This window comes from Aquimonas sp., assembly GCF_044377145.1.
In the GTDB taxonomy this organism is placed as follows: Bacteria; Pseudomonadota; Gammaproteobacteria; order Xanthomonadales; family Xanthomonadaceae; genus Aquimonas.
Map to the genome: position 1 here is coordinate 20,459 of NZ_JBILJQ010000021.1, position 19,402 is coordinate 39,860.

9 protein-coding genes are annotated in these 19,402 nt (G+C 66.8%); 7 read left to right on the top strand and 2 right to left on the bottom strand.

Going from position 1 to position 19,402, the window contains the following annotated elements:
• The first annotated feature begins 148 nt into the window (after window positions 1–148).
• From ACIQ7H_RS08655 to ACIQ7H_RS08665, 3 genes are all read left to right on the top strand, one after another.
• Window positions 149–766: a hypothetical protein gene (locus ACIQ7H_RS08655; RefSeq protein ID WP_395790423.1), complete on the top strand. Its 618-nt coding sequence runs from the start codon at window positions 149–151 to the stop codon at window positions 764–766.
• An 88-nt stretch (window positions 767–854) separates the two neighbouring features.
• Window positions 855–2,942: a hypothetical protein gene (locus tag ACIQ7H_RS08660; RefSeq protein ID WP_395790425.1), complete on the top strand. Its 2,088-nt coding sequence runs from the start codon at window positions 855–857 to the stop codon at window positions 2,940–2,942.
• A gap of 400 nt (window positions 2,943–3,342) precedes the next feature.
• The gene (locus tag ACIQ7H_RS08665; RefSeq protein WP_395790427.1) at window positions 3,343–8,550 is read left to right on the top strand and encodes a DNA repair ATPase; all 5,208 of its coding nucleotides are present in this window, start codon (window positions 3,343–3,345) and stop codon (window positions 8,548–8,550) included.
• A 120-nt stretch (window positions 8,551–8,670) separates the two neighbouring features.
• Here ACIQ7H_RS08665 and ACIQ7H_RS08670 read toward each other — a convergent pair whose 3' ends face one another.
• Entirely contained in the window at window positions 8,671–9,069 is a 399-nt protein-coding gene (locus ACIQ7H_RS08670) for an acyl-CoA thioesterase (RefSeq protein ID WP_395790429.1), read from the bottom strand.
• A gap of 184 nt (window positions 9,070–9,253) precedes the next feature.
• Here ACIQ7H_RS08670 and ACIQ7H_RS08675 point away from each other — a divergent pair, with 184 nt between their 5' ends.
• A complete protein-coding gene (locus tag ACIQ7H_RS08675) occupies window positions 9,254–12,190 on the top strand; it encodes a two-component regulator propeller domain-containing protein (RefSeq protein ID WP_395790431.1) in 2,937 nt (978 codons plus the stop codon).
• Between the two features lie 128 nt (window positions 12,191–12,318).
• Here ACIQ7H_RS08675 and ACIQ7H_RS08680 read toward each other — a convergent pair whose 3' ends face one another.
• Complete coding sequence (locus tag ACIQ7H_RS08680) at window positions 12,319–14,679, bottom strand: ATP-binding protein (protein WP_395790433.1); 2,361 nt, start codon at window positions 14,677–14,679, stop codon at window positions 12,319–12,321.
• A 485-nt stretch (window positions 14,680–15,164) separates the two neighbouring features.
• On the opposite strand from ACIQ7H_RS08680, the gene ACIQ7H_RS08685 reads away from it, so the two are divergent.
• From ACIQ7H_RS08685 to ACIQ7H_RS08695, 3 genes are all read left to right on the top strand, one after another.
• Entirely contained in the window at window positions 15,165–17,432 is a 2,268-nt protein-coding gene (locus ACIQ7H_RS08685) for a thiamine pyrophosphate-dependent enzyme (RefSeq protein WP_395790435.1), read from the top strand.
• Window positions 17,433–17,563: 131 nt separating this feature from the next.
• Window positions 17,564–18,430: a bifunctional methylenetetrahydrofolate dehydrogenase/methenyltetrahydrofolate cyclohydrolase FolD gene (gene folD, locus ACIQ7H_RS08690; protein WP_395790437.1), complete on the top strand. Its 867-nt coding sequence runs from the start codon at window positions 17,564–17,566 to the stop codon at window positions 18,428–18,430.
• 71 nt (window positions 18,431–18,501) lie between these two features.
• Window positions 18,502–19,395, top strand: a complete 894-nt coding sequence (locus tag ACIQ7H_RS08695) for a TRAP transporter TatT component family protein (protein ID WP_395790439.1) — start codon at window positions 18,502–18,504, stop codon at window positions 19,393–19,395.
• Window positions 19,396–19,402 lie beyond the last annotated feature (7 nt).

Here is a 19,402-nt window from a genome sequence, read left to right on the forward strand (position 1 = left end):
GATTCGTTGAAGCCTCCCGCAGGGCTCCCAAAAGCGCTTCGGCCCCGTATGCTTCCTGCTCTGCCGGACCCGTCACAGCTCGCAAGCTCGTGCGTCCCGACAGCCTGATCCATCCGCGCGGGGCGATGGAGCCGAATCGGGGGTGTGCGTGGACCGCTTTCTTGAAATCGCTCTATCGTTTCCAACTCTGATCCTGAGCGTTCTGTTGATGGTCGCCGTGGGCTACTGGCTGCTCGGGCTGTTGGGCTTGCTGGAACTCGATGTGCTGGATCTGCCAGACAGCGGCGATTCCGGTATCGGTGCTGCCGGCGGTTTGAGTGCGCTGATGATGAAGTTCGGTCTGGCCGGCCTGCCGTTTGCGCTGATCTTCACGGCGCTGGTTTTTGTTGCCTGGATCTGCAGCTATTTCGTCGACTATTTTCTGCTTGGCGGGCTCGCGTCCAGCCTGTTGCGGATCGGACTCGGCCTGCTGGCGACTCCAGTCCTGCTGTTCCTGGCCTTGCCCGTTGCGGGTTTGGTGCTGCAGCCGCTGCGCGGGTTGTTTGCGCGCGCCGAAGGGCTGAACGCACACGCGCTGCTGGGCGAGACTGCCGTGGTGCGCAGCCCCACGGTCGATGCGCAGCACGGCAGCGCCGAGTACCACGACGGCGGCGCCGGACTGATTCTGCAGGTGCGTACCGATGCCGATTCCTTCCGGCGCGGCGATCGCGTGCTGATCGTTGAATACCTGGAAGCCCACAACGCATACCGGGTCACTCGGCCCTGAATGCTCCGCAGCACCGAGTGCATGACCATCCGTTTTGCCGCACTGATTCCCGACTCCTCGCTCCCGCACATCAGCCAAAGGGCTTCCCATGGATCTTGCCACCCTGATTCCCGTGTTCATTGGCATCGGCCTTGTTGTTCTGGCCCTGATCGTCATTTTCGCCTTGTTCAAATCCTTCTACATCAAGGTGCCGCAGGGCACCGCGCTGATCGTCAACGACCTGTCGTCGACGCCCAAGGTGCATTTCACCGGTGCCTTGGTCTACCCGATCATCTACAAGAAAGAGTTCATGCGGATCTCGCTGATCACGCTTGAAGTCGATCGCCGCGGCAAGGACGGGTTGATCTGTCGCGACAACATGCGCGCTGACATCACCGTGGCCTTCTATCTGCGTGTGAACGAAACCCAGCAGGACGTGCTGAAGGTCGCCAAGGCCATCGGCGTGGATCGCGCGTCCGACAAGGTGGCGGTGAACGAGCTGTTCAACGCCAAGTTCTCCGAGGCGCTGAAGACGGTCGGCAAGCAGATCGACTTCGTCAAACTGTTTGAGAATCGGCAGGATTTCCGCGACCGCATCGTCGAGGTGATCGGCAACGATCTGAACGGCTATGTGCTTGAAGACGTCGCCATCGACTACCTGGAGCAGACGCCCAAGCACTCGCTGGACCCGAGCAATATTCTCGACGCCGAAGGCATCCGCAAGATCACCGAATTGACCGCTGCGCAGAACGTGATCACCAACGAGCTGGAGCGCAACGAAGAGCTGGCGATCACCAAGAAAAATGTCGAAACCAAGGAAGCCCTGCTGGCGCTCGCGCGGCAGCAGGCCGATGCCGAGGCGCGGCAGTCGCGCGAGATCGCGACCATCCAGGCGCGCGAGCAGGCCGAGACTCTGAAGGTGCAGGAAGAGGAGCGGCTGAAGTCGGAGACCGCGCGCCTGAGCTCGCAGGAACAGATCGATATCCGCGATCAGAACCGCATGCGCGAAGTCGAAGTCGCCGAGCAGAACCGCCAGCGCGCGGTGATCATCGAGAAGGAAAAAGTCGAGCGTGCGCGGGCGCTGGAAGTGGTGTCGCGTGAGCGCGAAGTTGAACTGCAGCGGATCGAGAAGGAGAAGGCGCTGGAAGAGCAGCGCACCCTGATAGCCAACGTGATTCGCGAGCGGATCGCGGTCGAGAAGACGGTCGCGCAGGAAGAGGAGCGCATCAAGGAAGTGCGCGAGATCTCCAGCGCCGAGCGCTCCAAGCAGGTCGCGATTCTGGACGCCCAGGCGCGCGCCGAAGAAGAGCTGGTCAAGCAGGTGAAGCAGGCCGAAGCCGACGAGAGCAAGGCCAAGCACAAGGCCATCGAGATCACCACGCTCGCGCAGGCCGAGCTGGAAGCGGCCGGCAAGCAGTCCGAAGGCAAGCGCAAGATGGCCGAGGGCATCGAGGCCGAGCGCGCAGCACCGGGCCTCGCCGATGCGCGGGTGCGTGAGGTCAATGCTGCAGCGATGGAGAAGGAAGGCCTGGCCGAGGCGCGCGTGGTGGCCGAGAAGCTCGGTGCCGAGGCGCGCGGCGAGCAGGAGAAGGGCTTGGCGCAGGCGCGAGTTGTCGAGGCGCATGCGGAGGCCAAACAGAAGGAAGGCCTGGCCGAGGCCAAGGTGCTGGAAGAGAAACTCGGCGCGCAGGCGCGCGGTGAAGAGCAGCTGGGCGGCGCCAAGGCGGTAGCCACGCGCGAGATCGGCCTGTCCGAAGCCGAGGTGCTGCTGCGTCGCTACGAGTCCGAAGCCGAGGGCCTGGTGAAGAAGTTCGATGCGCTCGCCGGCCTGTCGGATTCGGCACGTGCGCACGAAGAGTTCCGCATGCAGCTGGAGAAGAATTTCGAGCAGGCGATGGCGGCGATCGAGGCCAACAAGTCGATCGCTCGCGAGCAGGCCGACGTGCTGGCGGCGGCGCTTTCGAAAGCGAAGGTCGATATCGTCGGCGGCGGCGGCGAGTTCTTCGAGACCTTCGCCAAGGCCTTGTCAGTCGGCAAGGCGATCGAGGGCGCGGTCGGCAAGAGCCCGGTGGTGCAGGAGGTGTTGTCGAAGTTTCTGGGTGTGGGAGCACCGGTAGCGAAGGTGGGGGCGCTGAAGGCTGCGGAAGCGGGCGCGGCGGGCGGCGATTCGGATGCAGAGAACACTGCGTCAGCGTGATTGAGATCTGCAGGCGCTGGCGAGCAGAACCTGTGTCCTGCCGGCAGCCCTGCAAACGTCCAACGCCTCAGGCAGAGCCCCTCTCCCCGTGGGAAGCGGTTCGGGGTCGCCAATCGGCTGCCGGTGGCAGCCGATGACCACGAGAGCCCGAGCGAAGCGAAGGTAAGGTTGGGGAGAGGGTCCGGTGTTCGCGCGGCGTTTCGCTTTCCAGCTGCATTCCTTGCTCCGGCAGCGGCAGCCAGGCCGTTACGATGCGTAGGCATCGGCATCGCCGAACCCTCTCCCCCGACCCCTCTCCCACGGGGAGAGGGGAGAACAGCGAGCCTCGCTGGATGCAGGCTCGCCATCGCCATCTCTCCCGCCGCGTACTTGCCGATGCGGCGCATCCCCAGGCCATCTCATGACCACACCCGAATCCCTGGTAGATCAAGCCGTCGCCGAAGGCGGCGCTTACGAAGTTCTGCGTGCCCGCTTGCTAGAACAGGGCGGGCGGCTGCGCGGTCTGGCCGAGGGTCTGAATCAGCAGCGGCTGGCCGAGTTCGGCAGCAGCCAGATGAGCGTGGTCGGGCGGCTGCGCGTGCGCACCGAGCACAACGCGGTGGCGCGCGACATCGTTCGGGTCGGCGAGCATCTGCTGTTCGGCTACAACGTCTTCCTCGGCCTGAAGCGCGACACCCAGATCGGCGATGTGTTCTCGCTGTATCGGCTGATCGAAGGCGAGGCCGGCTATGACGTCGAGCCAGTCGACATCGCCGCGAGTTTTCTCGGCGCCGGCAGCTTCGCGCAGGATTTCCGCGAGCTCTACGCCTACTACAAGAACACCCGCCTGCTGCAGCTGGTCAGTCGCGATGGGCTGCTGCTGGCCAGCTTCCAGATCGGCGAGCGTCTGAGCGATGTGCGCGTGTTCCGCTGGAGCGTGTCGCCCCAGGGCGAAGTGCGCTACATCGACAACCGCGGCGAGCGCGACATCGCGCTGCCGCCTGCGTTTGATTTCGAGTGGACACGCGCCGGCCGCGAGCACGCCGTCGAGGGGCGTTTCCCGCATCTGAATATCCTCGACACCGTGTTCGTCGAAACCATCGGCGGCGACCTGACCGTCAAGATCGAGAACAATACCGAGGACGGGCTCGGCATCTACCGCGAGCCCGTCGATGACGCGACCCAGTCGCTGGACGATGCCAAGGTCGACTTCGCCCGGCTCGGCGACATCATCCTGCTGCGGATCCAGCCCTACCGCGAAGAGACCGTGCGCTATCTCGCCTACAGCGTGATTGCGCGCAAGGTGCTGCGCATCGACGCGCTCGGACAAAGCTGCGTGCAGCTGTCGGAAGACCACGGCATCGTCTATCCCGGCGGCTATCTGCTGCAGAACGGCGAGCACCGCGCGTTCGAACGCAGCATGGCCGGGATGCGCTTCAAGCGCATGATCCGCTCGCCCAACGGCGAGGATGTGCTCTACGTTTTCTACCATCCCGAGGCCGGCAGCATCGGCCTGTTCAACTACAACTTGATCGAACGCAAGCTGCAGACGCCGCTGTTCGGCCACGGCTATGCGCGGCTGGAAGACGGCCGGGTGGTGGTGTTCTCAAGCGACAGCCCCGAGCCGACCCGCGTGCACCCGATGCAGGTCTGGCAGACGCCGTTCTTCAGCGATGAGTTCGCGGCGGCCAAACCGCCGGCGGCGAGCTTCATGGGCCGGATCGGCAATGCCGAACTGGTACGCGGCATCTCCGATCTGTTCTCGCTGGTGCGCGAGATCGACAGCGAGGAAGTGTCGACCGCGCGCTACAGCCTGCTCAGCCAATCGACGCGGCGCTTGTTCGATCTGCACCACTGGCTGGACACGCCGGAATGCGCCGAGGTCGCGCCGCTGCTGCGTGAGGTCGCAGCGACCAGCGAATCGGTGCTGGACGAGTTCGAGAAGGTCGAGAGCATTCGCGCCACCAGCGAGCGCAGCCTGCGCGAGGCGCGCAGCGCGCAAACCGAGCTGCTGGCGCGGGCGCGGCCGGATCGCTGCGAGTCAGTGAATGATTTCGTGCTGGGGCTGTCTGGCCTGACCGCACAGCGCGGTCGCCTGCTCAGCCTGCGCGAAGCCCGCTACATGGACGTGGCAGCGGTCGATGCGCTCGAAGCCGCGGTGGTCAGCGCGCATGCGGCGCTGGCCAGTGCGACCGGCGCGTTTCTGGCCACGCCGGTGGCGCTGAAGCCGCTGGATGAGCGACTGAAGAAACTCGACGACGAGGCCAGCAAGGCGCAGGGCGTGGCTGCGCTGAAGGCGCCGCTGGAGGGATTGGCCCAGCTGTCGCTGGACCTCGATCTGCTGTCGAACCTGCTATCGGGCCTGCCGATCGATGATGCCGCGCAGCGCACCCAGGTCGTCGAGACGATCTCGGAGCTGTATGCGCGACTGAACCAGTCGCGTGCGCGTGCCGATCAGCGCCGCCGCGGCCTCGCCTCCAGCGAAGCTGTCGCGCAGTTCGGCGCGCAGTTCACCCTGTTCGGTCAGAGCCTGACCAGCGCGCTGGGCCTCGCCACGGATCCCGAGCGCTGCGACGAGCAGCTGGCGCGGGTGCTGCTGCAGCTGGAGGAACTTGAATCGCGCTTCGGCGAGCACGAGCAGTTTCTGCAGGACATTCTGGCCAAGCGCGAGGAAGTGCTCGAAGCCTTCGAGAGCCATCGCCAGGCCCTGCTCGATGCACGCCAGCGCCGCGCCCAGGGCGTGCACGAAGCGGCCCTGCGCATTCTCGAAGGCCTGCACCGGCGCACCGACCGGCTCGGCAGCCCGGATGAACTGCAGGCGTTCTTCGCGGGCGATGCGCTGATCCTCAAACTGCGCGAGCTTGTCGGGCATTTGCGCGAGCTGCGCGACAGCGTCAAGGCCGACGACATCGAGGCGCGCCTGAAGGCCGCGCGCGATCAGGCCCTGCGCGGGCAGCGTGACCGCAATGAACTGTTCGAGGATGGCGGCAACACGATCAAGCTGGGCCCGCGCCACCGTTTCAGCGTCAACACGCAGGAGCTCGACCTGACCCTGCTGCCGCGCGACGGGCGGCTGAATCTGCATCTCACCGGCACCGAGTATTTCGAGCCGGTCGACGATGCCGAGCTCGATGCGCTGCGCGGCTTCGCCGAGTACGCGTTGGAGTCCGAGTCTGCGGCGCTATACCGCGGCGAATACCTGGCGGCCAGCGTGCTGGCGGCGGCCGAGGCCGGTAGCGATGGCTTCCAGCTCGACGCACTGCAGTTGGCCACCCAGGATATCGACGCGCTGACCCGGCAGATTCGCGATTACGCGGGGCCGCGCTATCGCGACGGCTACGAGAAGGGCATCCACGACAGCGATGCGGCGCGGATTCTGGCCGCGTGGTTGCCCAAGCGGCTGGCCGCCGGGCAACTGATCCATGCGCCGGCACCGCGCGCGCTGGCTGCTCTGGCCTGGGCGGCTCAGGTCGATTCGGAAGCCGGCAAGCTGTGGCCGCTGCGCGCCCGGCAGGCGCGGCAGCTGCGTGAGGTGTTGGGGCAGGGCACGGCGATGGCCTTGCTCGCCTCTGAAGTCGAAGCCGAAGTCGAGCGCTTTCGCGGCAAGGCCGGGATCGATTTGCCGGCGGAGATGAGCGCTGCGGCCGCGCGCTATCTGGTGGAAGTGCTGGGCGAGGAGCACCCGCAGTTCGTGTTCAGCGCGGCCGCGCGGTTGTTGAGCCAAGCGCTGAAGTCGCGGTTGGCCAGCGGCCATCGCTGGGAGGACCTGCAGCTGGCGGCGACTGAACTCTCGGCCCGCCCCGGCGTGGCGCTGGCCCTGTATCGGCAGTGGTTCGATGCGCTGTGCCTTGTGCCTGAGTTCGCGTCGCTGGCCGAGCACGCGATCGAGGCCGCTTGCCTGCAGCTGAGCGAATCGCGGCTGTCGCATCGGATCAGCGAGGCTGAACTTGGCGCGACGGTGACTGGGCTGCTCGGTCAGCACGCGCGGGTTCGCGAGGGCAGCCTGAGCTTCCGCGTCGATGAGTTCGAGCAGCGCCTGCGCCAGCATCAGCACGGACATCTGCCGGGTTTGCGTCAGTACCAGGCGCGTCGGCATGCCTTGATCGAAAGCGGCCGCGCGCGCCTGCGGCTGCAGGAGTTCAAGCCCAAGCCGCTATCGGCCTTTGTGCGCAACAAGCTCATCAGCGAAGTCTATCTGCCGATCATCGGCGACAACCTGGCCAAGCAGATGGGCACGGTCGGCGAGAGCAAGCGCTCGGACCTGATGGGCCTGCTGATGCTGATCAGCCCGCCCGGCTACGGCAAGACCACGCTGATGGAATACGTGGCGCATGCGCTGGGTCTGATTTTCATGAAGATCAACGGGCCCTCTCTTGGGCACGAAGTGCGCTCGCTCGATCCGACCCAGGCACCGGATGCCGGCGCGCGGCAGGAGCTGGAGAAGCTCAACTTGGCGCTGGAAATGGGCAACAACGTGATGCTGTATGTCGATGACATCCAGCACACCCATCCGGAGTTTCTGCAGAAGTTCATCTCGCTGTGCGACGCCACCCGCCGCATCGAGGGCGTCTGGCAGGGCCGCTCGCGCACCTACGACATGCGCGGCAAGAAGTTCTGCGTGGTGATGGCGGGCAACCCGTACACCGAGAGCGGTGAGGTGTTCAAGATCCCCGACATGCTGGCCAACCGCGCCGATGTCTACAACCTGGGCGAGGTGCTGGGCGGAAAGGAAGACGCCTTCCTGCTCAGCTATATCGAGAACTGCCTGACGGCTCAGCCCGTACTCGCGCCGCTGGCGACTCGCGATCTCAATGACCTGTACAAGCTGGTCGAGCGCGCGCAAGGGCGCGAGTTCTCGGCGAATGCGCTGTCGCATGCCTATTCAGCGGCCGAGCTGACCGAATTGACCGGCGTGCTGAAGAACCTGCTGGCGGTGCGCGACATCGTGTATCGGGTCAACCAGGCCTACATCGCCAGCGCCGCTCAGGCCGAGGCCTATCGCACTGAGCCACCGTTCAAACTGCAGGGCAGCTACCGCAATATGAACAAGCTGGCCGCGAAGCTGTCGGTGGCGATGAACGCGCAGGAGCTGCAGAAACTCATCGACGACCACTACCTCGGTGAGTCGCAGCTGCTCACCGGCGGCGCCGAGGAGAATCTGCTGAAGCTGGCAGAACTCCGTGGCACGCTCGATGCCACCCGCGCCGAGCGCTGGCAGGCGATCAAGCAGGGTTTCCAGCGCAACAAGTCGCTGGGCGGCGCCGACAGCGACACCGGCACGCGGATGATTGCCCAGCTGCATGATCTGGTCGCAAGCGTGCGCGCGCTGGGTGCCCAAGCCGGCGACAGTAAGGCTGCCGTGGCGGCGCCCGAACTGATCCAGCTGCTGCAGCGCATCCTCGACGAACAGGTGCTGAACCGCACCTTCTCGCGCGACACCGCTTCAGACGCAGCGATGTGGCTGGGCGGTCTGCGCAATGCGCTGGACGTCGGCTTCAAGCCCCTGGTCGAGGCCGTGCAGGCGCGTCAGCAGGCCGGCGAGGCCGATCGCACCCAGCTCGCGGCAGTCGCTCGACAGCTCGAAGCCGTGAGCCGCAGCCTGGCAACACGCACGCCTGCGTCGAAGTGAGCGCCGGCCGCCGCTCGCTGTGCGGTGGCGGCGGCGGGTGGAGCCAAGACGAAAACCTCTTTCGTCACTGACTGAACACCTCGCAGAGCTGCAGAAGCTTGGCCCTGAGCTTCTGCGCGTCTACTCAGTGGCGGATGCGGACAGCGTGGACAGCGGCGGCACCGCCGTCGGCTGGCCGTCCTCGTCCAGCGCGATCATTACGAAGCGCCCACTGGTGCACAGCTGACGGCTGCCGTCGCGCAGGCTCTCGGTGTGCAGTTCGACGTTCACTTGCATCGAGGTGCGGCCGACTTCAACCACCCAGGACAGCACTTCCACCAGCTGCCCCTGTCGCACCGGCACGCGGAAGTCGACCTGCTCGGAGCGCGCGGTGACGACGGTGCGGCGGGCGTGGCGCGAGGCGGCGATGAAGGCGGCTTTGTCCATCCAGGCCAAAGCCTGGCCGCCGAACAGGGTGCCGAGGTGATTGGTGTGGTCGGGGAAGACGATCTCCAGCAGTCGGGTGCAGTTCGAGCTCATTTGGTGGGGCGTTGATCCAAGAAGGGGCGGGCAGTGTGCCTGCACACAGCGTTCGCGCGCGGAACACTGCTTGCATGCCAATGTCCGCCGCGGCGCTTGCCGTGAATGGAAACAGGCGTACGTGCACAGCTGCATCGACAGGGGAAGCCAGACCCGCGGCGCGGTGCCTCTTTGCGCGGCCGTCATGACGCTGTTGGTGACGCTTTCGTTCGCGCTTGCTGCCCGCGCGGCAGCCCCGCCACCGCTGGCCGACTACTTTGCCGAACGCTGGTCCAGCCGCGATGGTCTGCCGCACAACATGGTGTCGAGCATTGTGCAGAGCCCGGACGGCTACCTGTGGATGTCGACGCTGGAAGGTGCGGTCCGCTACAACGGTCGCGAGTTCAAGGTCTACGACAGCGGTCTGATTCCCGATCTGCGCGGCAATGCGATGCGCGGCGTCGCGGTATCGGAACAGGGCGTTGTTCTTGTCGCCACCACACGCGATGGCATTGCCAGGCTGCGCGAGGGGCGCTGGGATTTTCTGCGGCCGCCGGGTGCCGGCAGTGCCGATGTGATGATTACCGTGGCCGCAGGGCGTGACGGTCGGATCTGGGCAGGCGGCGAGAACGGCGGCGTCTATCGCTTTGACTCCGACGGCAGCAGTCGCCGCTTTTCGGTTGAAGATGGCCTGCCCAGTGTCTATGTCAACGCGTTGCTGAAGGGCCGCGATGGCCGTCTGTGGGTCGGCACCACCCGTGGGCTTGCCTGGATTGATGATGAGACCGTGCAGGCGATTGCGCCTTCGACAGGGTTGCCGACCGGCACCGTGTTGTCGCTCGCACTGCTGTCGGACCAGCGCCTATTGGTCGGCACCGACCGGGGCCTGTTCGTGCAGGCCGGCGAGGGCTTCCGCCTGTTCTCAGCGGGCGTGCCGCAGGACACCATCACCCGCTTGATGCTGGACTCCGAGGGCCATCTCTGGGTTGGTACCACAAGTTTCGGGGTGTTCCGGGTGGCCGATGCTGCCGGGGCCGCTGGTGCGGTTGAGCGCTTGGACGTTGAAGACGGGCTGCCCAATAGCCGGGTTTCTGCGCTGGCTCAGGACCGCGAAGGGAGCGTCTGGATTGGCACCAATGCCGGGCTGTTCCGGCTGCGTCTGCCGCCGGTGCGCATGTTCAGTCGCCGACAGGGCCTGCAGACACCCTATGTGCGCGCCGTGGCCGAAGCCGCCGACGGCAGCCTGTGGGTGGGCACCAGCGGAGGCCTGTATCGGCTGGGCTCGGACGCCCTGCAGATGTTCCAGCAGGCGCAGGGCTTGCCGGCGGATTCAATCCTGAGCCTGCACTCCGCGCGCGACGGCACGCTGTGGGTCGGTACGGCTTCGGCAGGCCTCGCGCGTCGCCGCGATGGTGTGTTGGAGACCTTTGCCAACCGCGCTTCGGGCCTCGCCGGTGACCAGGTGCGGGCGTTGCAGGAAGGCCGCGACGGCACGCTCTGGGTCGGCACCACGCTCGGCCTGTCGCGAATCCGCGAGGGCATCATCACCAACTTCACCACGGCGCAGGGCCTGCCGCGCGATTTCGTGATCAGCCTGCACGAATCGGCCGATGGGCGAATCTGGGTGGGCACCTCGAACGGTGCGGGCTATGTCGACGGAGATCGGGTGGTTCCGATCCGCCTCGGCAACGATCCGATCAAGGACATCTTCGACTTCCATGAAGACATCGACGGCAGCCTGTGGCTGTCGACCGACCTGGGCCTGCTGCGTTATCACGACGGCCCGACCGGGCGGGTGACGCGGGCCTCGGGCCTGCCGGTGGATGCCGTGTTCGGGATCATCGCCGATGCCAGCGGCGGCTGGTGGCTGAGCAGCAACCGCGGCATCGTGCATGTCGATGCAGCCGCAGCGCGCGGGGTGGCCGATGGCCGCAGCCAGTCACTCGCCGCGACCCTGTTCAACGAGGCGGACGGAATGGAGAGCGCGCAGTGCAACGGTGCCGCCGGTCCGGCCGCACTCGCGCGCGCCGACGGCAGCCTCTGGTTCGGTACTGCCAGCGGCCTCGCCGTGCTGGACCCGGTCGCGGTGCTGTCGGCGCGGCCACCGCCGGTGCCGGTCACGATCGAGCGACTGCGGGTGGACGACATCGAGCTGCCGCCCGAAGGCGGCCACCGCCTGGCAGCCGGCAGTCGACGGATCGAATTCCGACTGGCGGGGCTCAGCCTGTTGATGCCCGAGCGCATCCGCTTCCGCTACAGGCTGGAAGGATTCGAGGAACGCTGGATCGAACTCGGTGATCGCCGCGAGGTGCAGTTCACCTCCTTGCCGCCGGGCGAGTACCGCTTTCTGGCCCAGGCTGCGAATCCGGGTGGCGCCTTCAGTGCGGCGGCCACCGCGCTGACCTTCGAAGTCCTGCCGTTCTGGTGGCAGCGGCCGACGGCCTGGTTTCTGGGCGCGTTCGGCGTGTTGAGCCTGGTCGGGTTGGCGACCCAGCTGCGCCTGGGTCAGCTGCAGCGCGCCAAACGTCGGCTGCAGAAACTCGTCGACGAGAAAACCGCCGCGCTGGAGCGCAAGGCCGCATCGCTGGAGCAGATCGCCCGCGAGAAGAGCCTGCTGGCGGAGCGACTGCGCGCGCAAGCCGAAGCCTTCGAGCGCCAGGCCAATGAGGACTATTTGACCGGACTGCTCAATCGCCGCGCCTTCGACGCGCAGCTGGCGCAGGCCTTCGCTGACGCCAATCGCCGCGGAGATCCGCTGTGTCTGGCGCTGATCGATATCGATTTCTTCAAGCGCATCAACGACCAGTGTTCACACGCGGCCGGAGACACCGCGTTGCGCGAGCTCGCGATGCTCATTCGCGAGCACTGTCCGGGAGTTGACGTCGCCTCGCGCTGGGGCGGCGAGGAGTTCGCGGTGCTGTTTCCTGGGCAGGGGCCGACCGCTGCCGTCGTGGTCTGCGAGCGCCTGCGCGCTGCGGTGGCCGCCCGCGTCTTCGATCATCTACAGCCCGGCTTGCGGGTGACGGTGAGCATCGGTGTGGCCAGCCACGACGGGCTGCCGCACCCGGATCGCCTGTTCAGTCGCGCCGACGCCGCGCTTTACCGTGCGAAGGCCGAGGGCCGCGACCGCGTCTGCAGCTGAGGGCTTGCAGCGGTGCCCTGCCGCGGTTGTCGCGGTGACGATGACGCAGTGGTCAGCGTCAGCGGATCCGCAGCTTGCGCGTGATCGTGCCTGCAATCCCAAGCCGATAGCGACGCCCGCTCAGCCGGTCAGTGTTTGGCAAGCGTGACAGCGGCGCGCAGTGCATCCGCGCGCGCCAGCAGCACCCGCCAGCGCGCCAGCGACACCGGCTTCTGCAGCCACTCGTCAACGCCATCCGGCAAGGTGTCGGGCACGGGATGGGCGGACACCACCAGCACCTGCACGCCCAATGCGCGCTCGCGCAGCAGGCCGGCACGCACGGCGGGCGGGCCTTCGCCGCTGCGCAGTTCGTAGTCGACCAGAATCAACTCGGCCGAGCCCAGCGCACCGGCGTTGATGCATTGCTCCACCGAACTGAAGCACTGCACGCTGGCGCCAAGGCTGGCCAGCGCGGTTGATTGCAGGGTCTGCAGCAAGGGGTCGTCATCGATCAGCGAAATCCGCAGCGGCGGGCGCGGGTTCAGGTCGCCGGCGTCTTCCTGCCAGCGGCGCAGCTCGGCGGGATCGATCGGCGTCGCTTCCCCGGTGTCGCCCACCTTGCGCAGCGGAATCTCGAACTCGAACCGCGCGCCGCTGTCGGCACTCGAGCTGGCCTGCAGTTTGCCGCCCATCAGTTCGACCAGATCGCTGGCGATGGCCAGGCCCAGGCCGGCGCCGTCGCGATGGCGATGTCCGGCCTTGCCCTTGCCGAAGGGCACAAACAGCTGGGCGAGATCTTCCGGCGACAGACCGGGGCCGCTGTCTTCGATGGCGAACTGCATGCGAGACGCGCCGGCCGGGCCGGTCTTGAACTGGGCCAGCAGGCGGATCCGCCCCTGCTCGGTGAACTTCAGCGCATTGCCGAGCAGGTTGCCGAGCACCTGGCGCAGACGGGTCGGGTCGATCAGCACCTGGCCCGGATCGGGGCCCTTCAGTACCAGGTCGAAACCCAGCCCGCGCCGGTTCGCGAGTGGTTCGTGCTGGCGACCGATCTCCTGCAGCAGGGGCAGCAGGTCGATCGGGGTTGGCCGCAGAACCAGCTTGCCGGCCTCAAGCCGACCGCGGTCGAGCAGATCCTGCGAGAGCTCCAGCAGATGCTCGGCGCCGCTGCGCAGGGCATCCAGTTGCTGCCGCTCCGGCGGCTGCAGGCTGGCCTTCTCTAGCAGACCGGCGATCCCGAGGATGCCGGCCAAGGGGTTGCGCAGCTCGTGGCTGGTCTGCACCAGGGCGCGGTGACGCAGCTCGTTCTCGGCTCTCAGACGCGCATTCCAGCGCCGAAGCTGCAGGGCGAAGGCGATCATCGCGATCAGCAGCAGGGCGCCCATGAACGCGAGCGCTCCGCCCAGACGTACGCCCCAGGCCAAGCGCTCGGCGCGCTCTTTCTCACGGGCCGATTCGGCTTCCAGCCGGACCAGGGCCAGTTCCTGCTCGGCAAGGCCGAGTCGATCCTTGAATTCTTCAGCGACCAGCGCGCTGCTGGAGCGGTCGAGGCGTTCAGTGAGATTGATGTGTCTCAGCAGCCAGACCTTCATTTCGCCGTTGACTTCAGCGACTCGCAGGTAGTGGGCCACCGCCTGCGCCTCGTCGCGCAGCAGGCCGAGCTCGGCGAATGTGTCTGCCGCGATGGCGAAGTGGCGCGCTGCGGATTCGGAGCGGCCGTCCTGCAGATCGGCCAGGCCGTGGGTCTGCTGGCCCACCGCGAACAGCTGCCGGTTGTCGAGCTGCTGCGCGATTGCGAGGATTTCATCGGCCTTGCGGCGCTGGGTGTCGCCATCGCCCTGGGCATGCGCGATCACCGCTGCCTCCAGCGCGATCTCGGCATGCAGCTTGGGGTCGTCGACCCGCGCCACCCAGATTTCAGCGCTGCGCATGATGGCATGCGCCTCCGCCCAACGCTGCAGACGCCCGAGCGCCTTGGCCTGATTGCGCAGCAGTCGCAGGCGCATGCCGGCATCGCCGTTTTCGTCAAGCGCCGCCAGGCCGCGCTCGGCGTAGTCGGCTGAAAGCGCATGGCGGCCGATCCGGAAGCTGAAGGACGAGTAGCCCAGATATACGTCGGCGAGCAGATCGGCGACCGGTGTGCGCAGCAGCAGCGCCTCGGCCCGGCTCAGCGCGCGTTCGCCAGTGTGGAACTCACCCATCGAAATGTTTGCGCGCGCCAGCGCAATCAGGCCGCGCGCCTGCAGGACATCGTTGTCGAGCTCGGCGCCGAGGCTGCGGGCCGCTTCACCGGCAGCGCGCTGACATTTCCAGTCGGCGATGATCCGGCAGGCATTCGCCTTGGCCAGCTGCAGCAAGGCGAGTTTCTGGGTGTCGCCAGCGCGGGTTGCGGCGTCGATCTCCGTCGGCAGCCGTTGCAGCACGCCGCGGGCGTCGGTGAGCGCCTCCAGCTCCAGCGGGTGCCGCGGTATCGGGCCGCTTTCGGCCCAGGCCCACGAGCTGCAGATCAATGCGATCACCAACAGCAGGCAGCGCGGCCAGCGGCAAGGGACAGTGGCTGGGTTGACGCTCAAGATCGTCCTGGCCTTGGCAACTGAGGGGATCTGCGTTCGAATTTCGGCTGCCAGCGCCTGAACGTCGGGGGCGGCCCGTGGATGTGCAGGTCGGGGGCGGCAGCCGCCACCTGCGGCCGTGCGCCACGCAGGCGGGCACATATGTTCGCGAGCGTACGCTTCTGCCCAAGGACTGAAAAGGCCCCGAGGCCGCGCCGAGGTGAACAATGCGCAGGCTGTGCGCTGCCACGCCCTCGATTGCAGGCGTCGTTCGGCCCGTGTGTGCTGCAGCCTTTACAACCTTCGCCGGCGCCTGCCGCGCGGGGACTGCGTCCTGATGGAGGGGCGGCCTGCCCATGTACGATCTCCGAGGTCGCCTGCGCCCAGCTATCATGCGCGCCTTCCGCGCCTCCCCCGCTGGCGCAGCCGAGCCCCGAACGACCATGAGCACCCCGATTCCCGCCCGCATGCGTGGTCTCAACCGCGCCGAGATCTGCGACCAGAATTTCATCGAATTCGTGCGCGACTGGCGCGGCGAGGTACATGCCGCGGGGCCGGACCAGCCGATCGTGCCGGGCAGTGCCTTGAGCACCACGGACTTCGACGAGCTGCTCAAGTCGCAGTTCATCAGCCGTCATCTGGATCTGATGGCGCGGGTGCTGCGGGTGCAGAACAAGGTCTTTTACACCATCGGTTCCAGCGGCCACGAGGGCAATGCGATGGTGGCGCGGGCCACCCGCCATACCGATCCGGCCTTCCTGCACTACCGCAGCGGCGGCTTTATGGCCGAGCGCTTCCGCAAGCTGCCGGATATGGACCCGGTCATGGATTCGGCGCTGTCGTTTGCCGCAAGCAAGGATGATCCCGCCTCCGGCGGACGCCACAAGGTCTGGGGCTCGAAGCCCTTGTGGGTGCTGCCCCAGACCTCGACCATCGCCAGCCATCTGCCCAAAGCCTTGGGCACTGCGGTGGCGATCGAGCAGGCCAAGCGAATCGGTCATGTCCTGCCGATTCCCGCCGACAGCATCGCGATCTGCTCCTTTGGCGACGCCTCCAGCAACCATGCCACCGCGCAGACCGCCTTCAACACCGCGGCCTGGACCGCCTATCAGCAGCTGCCCGCGCCAGTGCTGTTCGTCTGCGAGGACAACGGCATCGGTATTTCGGTGAAGACGCCGCGCGACTGGGTGCGGGCGAACTTCGAAGGCCGCCGCGATCTCGACTACTTCGCGGCCGATGGGTTGGATCTCGCCACCGGCTATGCCGATGTGCAGCGCGCGGTCGAACACTGCCGCAGCACCCGGCGACCGACTTTCCTGCATCTGCGTACCACCCGCATCATGGGGCATGCCGGCACCGACTTCGAGATCGAATGGCGATCGATCGAGGAGCTGGTCGCGGTCGAAGCCACCGACCCGCTGCTGAAGACGGCCGATATCGCGTTGCGTGCGGGCCTGTACACGCCCGGATCGCTGCTGGCCCTGTACGAAGACACCCGGCGGCGCTGCTTCGCGGCGGCCGAAGACGCTGACCGCCGACCGCGTTTGACCGACCTCGCCGAGGTGATGGCGCCGCTGGCACCCTACAGCCCGGCGGAGGTGCAGGCCGAGGCCGCGCGCACCGACTACGCCGAAGCGCGGCTGAAGGTGTTTGGCGGTGCGGACAAGCTACCCGAGCTGCAGGCGCCCAGGCATCTGGCGATCCAGATCAATCAGGCCCTGCACGACCTGATGGCCAAGTACCCCGAGTCCCTGCTGTTCGGTGAAGACGTCGCCCAGAAGGGTGGCGTGTATACGGTCACCAAGGGCCTGTTCAAGGCGTTTTCCGGCAAGCGCGTGTTCAACACTTTGCTCGATGAGACCATGATCCTCGGCCTCGCCCAGGGCTTCGCCAACATGGGCATGTTGCCGCTGCCGGAAATCCAGTACCTGGCCTATTTCCACAACGCCTGCGACCAGATCCGCGGCGAAGCGGCCAGCCTGCAGTTCTTCTCCAACGACCAGTACCGCAACCCGATGGTGATGCGGATCGCCTCGCTCGGCTACCAGCGCGGGTTCGGCGGCCATTTCCACAATGACAACTCGATTACAGCCCTGCGCGATATCCCGGGCCTGGTGGTGGCCTGCCCGTCGCGTGGCGACGATGCCGCCCTGATGCTGCGCACCCTGATGGCGCTCGCCAAGGTCGACGGCCGGGTCTGTGCATTCCTGGAGCCGATCGCGCTGTACATGAACAAGGACCTCTACGCGCCCGGCGACGGCGGCTGGTTGACCAGCTACCCCGCGCCCGGTCAGACGATCGCGCTGGGCGAGGGCAGGGTGTACGCGCCGGAAGACGGCGGCGCCGGTGACGACCTGGTGGTGTTCACCTTCGGCAACGCCGTGCCGATGTGCCTGCGCGCCCAGCGTGCGTGGGCGGCCAGCCATGGCTGGAGCACGCGGGTGATCGATCTGCGCTGGCTGCAGCCTTTGAACGAAGCGTTCATCGCCGAACAATGCCGCGGCGCCAAACGCATCCTGGTGGTGGACGAAGGCCGTCGCTCAGCCGGCGTCGGCGAGGGCATCATCACCGCGATCGTAGAAGCCGGCTTCGGTGCCACCCCGCTGAAGCGCGTGGTCGGCGCGGATACGTTCACCCCGCTGGCAGGCGCGGCCTTGCTGGTGCTGCCCGGGGATGCTGAGATCATCGCTGCAGGCAACTCCCTGGCGTGAATGGGTCTGCTGCGGGGGCGAGCAGGGAGGAAGGCGTGCGCCTCGCAGCACGGCAGCCACGTCTGTGGCCTATTGCTCGCCGCTGCGCTGGGCGATAATCGCCGACCCATTCTGTGAGGCACCCGGTACCCATGACGGCACGTCTGATTGATGGCAAGCGCATCGCCGATGAGCTGCTGGGGCAACTCGCGCAGCGGGTGCAGCAGCGCGTTGCCGGCGGGCATGCGCCCCCGGGGCTTGCAGTGGTGCTGGTCGGTGCGGATCCCGCCTCGTCGGTGTATGTGCGCAACAAACGTCGCGCCTGTGAGCGGGTGGGCTACGCCTCGTTCGATTTCGACCTGCCGGCTGACACACCGGAACAGGACCTGCGCGAGCTGATCGACCGGCTCAACGCCGACCCGGCGGTGGACGGCATACTGGTGCAGCTGCCGCTGCCGCCGCACGTCGATGCGCAGGCCCTGCTCAACCGCATTGACCCGCGCAAGGATGTGGATGGCTTCCACCCCGAGAATGTCGGCCGGCTCGCCTTGCGCCAATTGGGTCTGCGTCCATGCACGCCCAAGGGCATCGTGCATCTGCTGGCGCAGACAGACCGCCCGGTGCGCGGACAGCAGGCGGTGATCGTCGGCGTGTCCAACCACGTCGGTCGCCCGATGGCGCTGGAGCTGCTGATCGCCGGCTGCACCACCGTCTGCTGTCATCGCTTCACTCCGCGCGCCACCTTGCAGCAGCATGTCGAGGCGGCCGACATCGTGATCGTCGCAGTCGGCAAGCCGGGCCTGGTGCCGGGTGAGTGGATCAAGCCCGGCGCGGTGGTGATCGATGTCGGCATCAACCGGTTGCCCGACGGCTCCTTGACCGGCGATGTGGGTTTCGAGGCAGCGCGCCAGCGCGCGTCGTGGATCACCCCGGTGCCGGGCGGCGTCGGCCCGATGACGGTCGCCACCCTGATGCAGAACACCTGGGAAGCCAGCGTGCTGCGCGAGCAGGGCCGCTGATGGCGTGTGGGCGATGTCACACCGTCGTCGCGTCCGCCGTAGACACTGATGCCCACCACGGAATCCTGCCTGTGCCCAAATTCGAAACTCATCGCTGGCTGTCGTCGCGTTCGCGCGCGCTGGCCGTCGGCCTGGCCGCGCTGATGCTGACCGCCAGCGGTTGCGCCTCGATCGTCAACCGCGCCAGCGAACGCTTCGCCGACAATCTCGGCCGCGGCATTCTCAATCAGGACGACCCGGCCACGGTCGCTGAGGGCTTGCCGGCTTACCTGCTGTTGCTGGATGGACTGCTCGAAGGCGACCCCCGCAACGCCGGCACCCTGCGTGCGGCAGCGCGGCTGTATGGCGCCTACGCCGGCAATTTTGTCAGCGAGCCGGAACGCGCGGCGCGGCTGTCCAAGCGCGCCTTCGAGTACGCCCAGCGCGCCAGCTGTATCGATCAGGTCGCGCTGTGCGCAGCGCTCAAAGGTCCGTTCGACGAACTGGAAGCCGCGGTCGCAGCCGAGCAGGGTGATGCCGCCGCGGCTCGGCTGTATGCGCTCGGCGCGGCCTGGTCCGGCTATATCCAGACGCACAGCGAGGACTACGCCGCGATTGCCGCGATCCCGCGGGTAAGCCTGTTGCTGGAGCATGCGGTCGCCTTGGACCCCACGCTCGACAGCGGCATGCCCTATGTCTACCTCGGCGTGTTGAACTCGCTGCGCCCGGCTGCAGTCGGTGGGCGTCCCGAGCAGGGACGGGCAGCGTTCGAACGCGCGATCGAACTCAGCCAGGGCCGTAACCTGATGGCAAAGACCTTGCTTGCCAGGCACTACGCCCGGCTGGTGTTCGATCAGGGCTTGCACGACGCGCAGCTCAACGAGGTCATCAGCGCCAACCCGCGTGCGCCCGGCCTGACCCTGATGAACACGCTGGCGCAGGCGCAGGCGCGCGTGTTGCTCGCCGATGGCGTCAACTACTTCTGATCTGGAG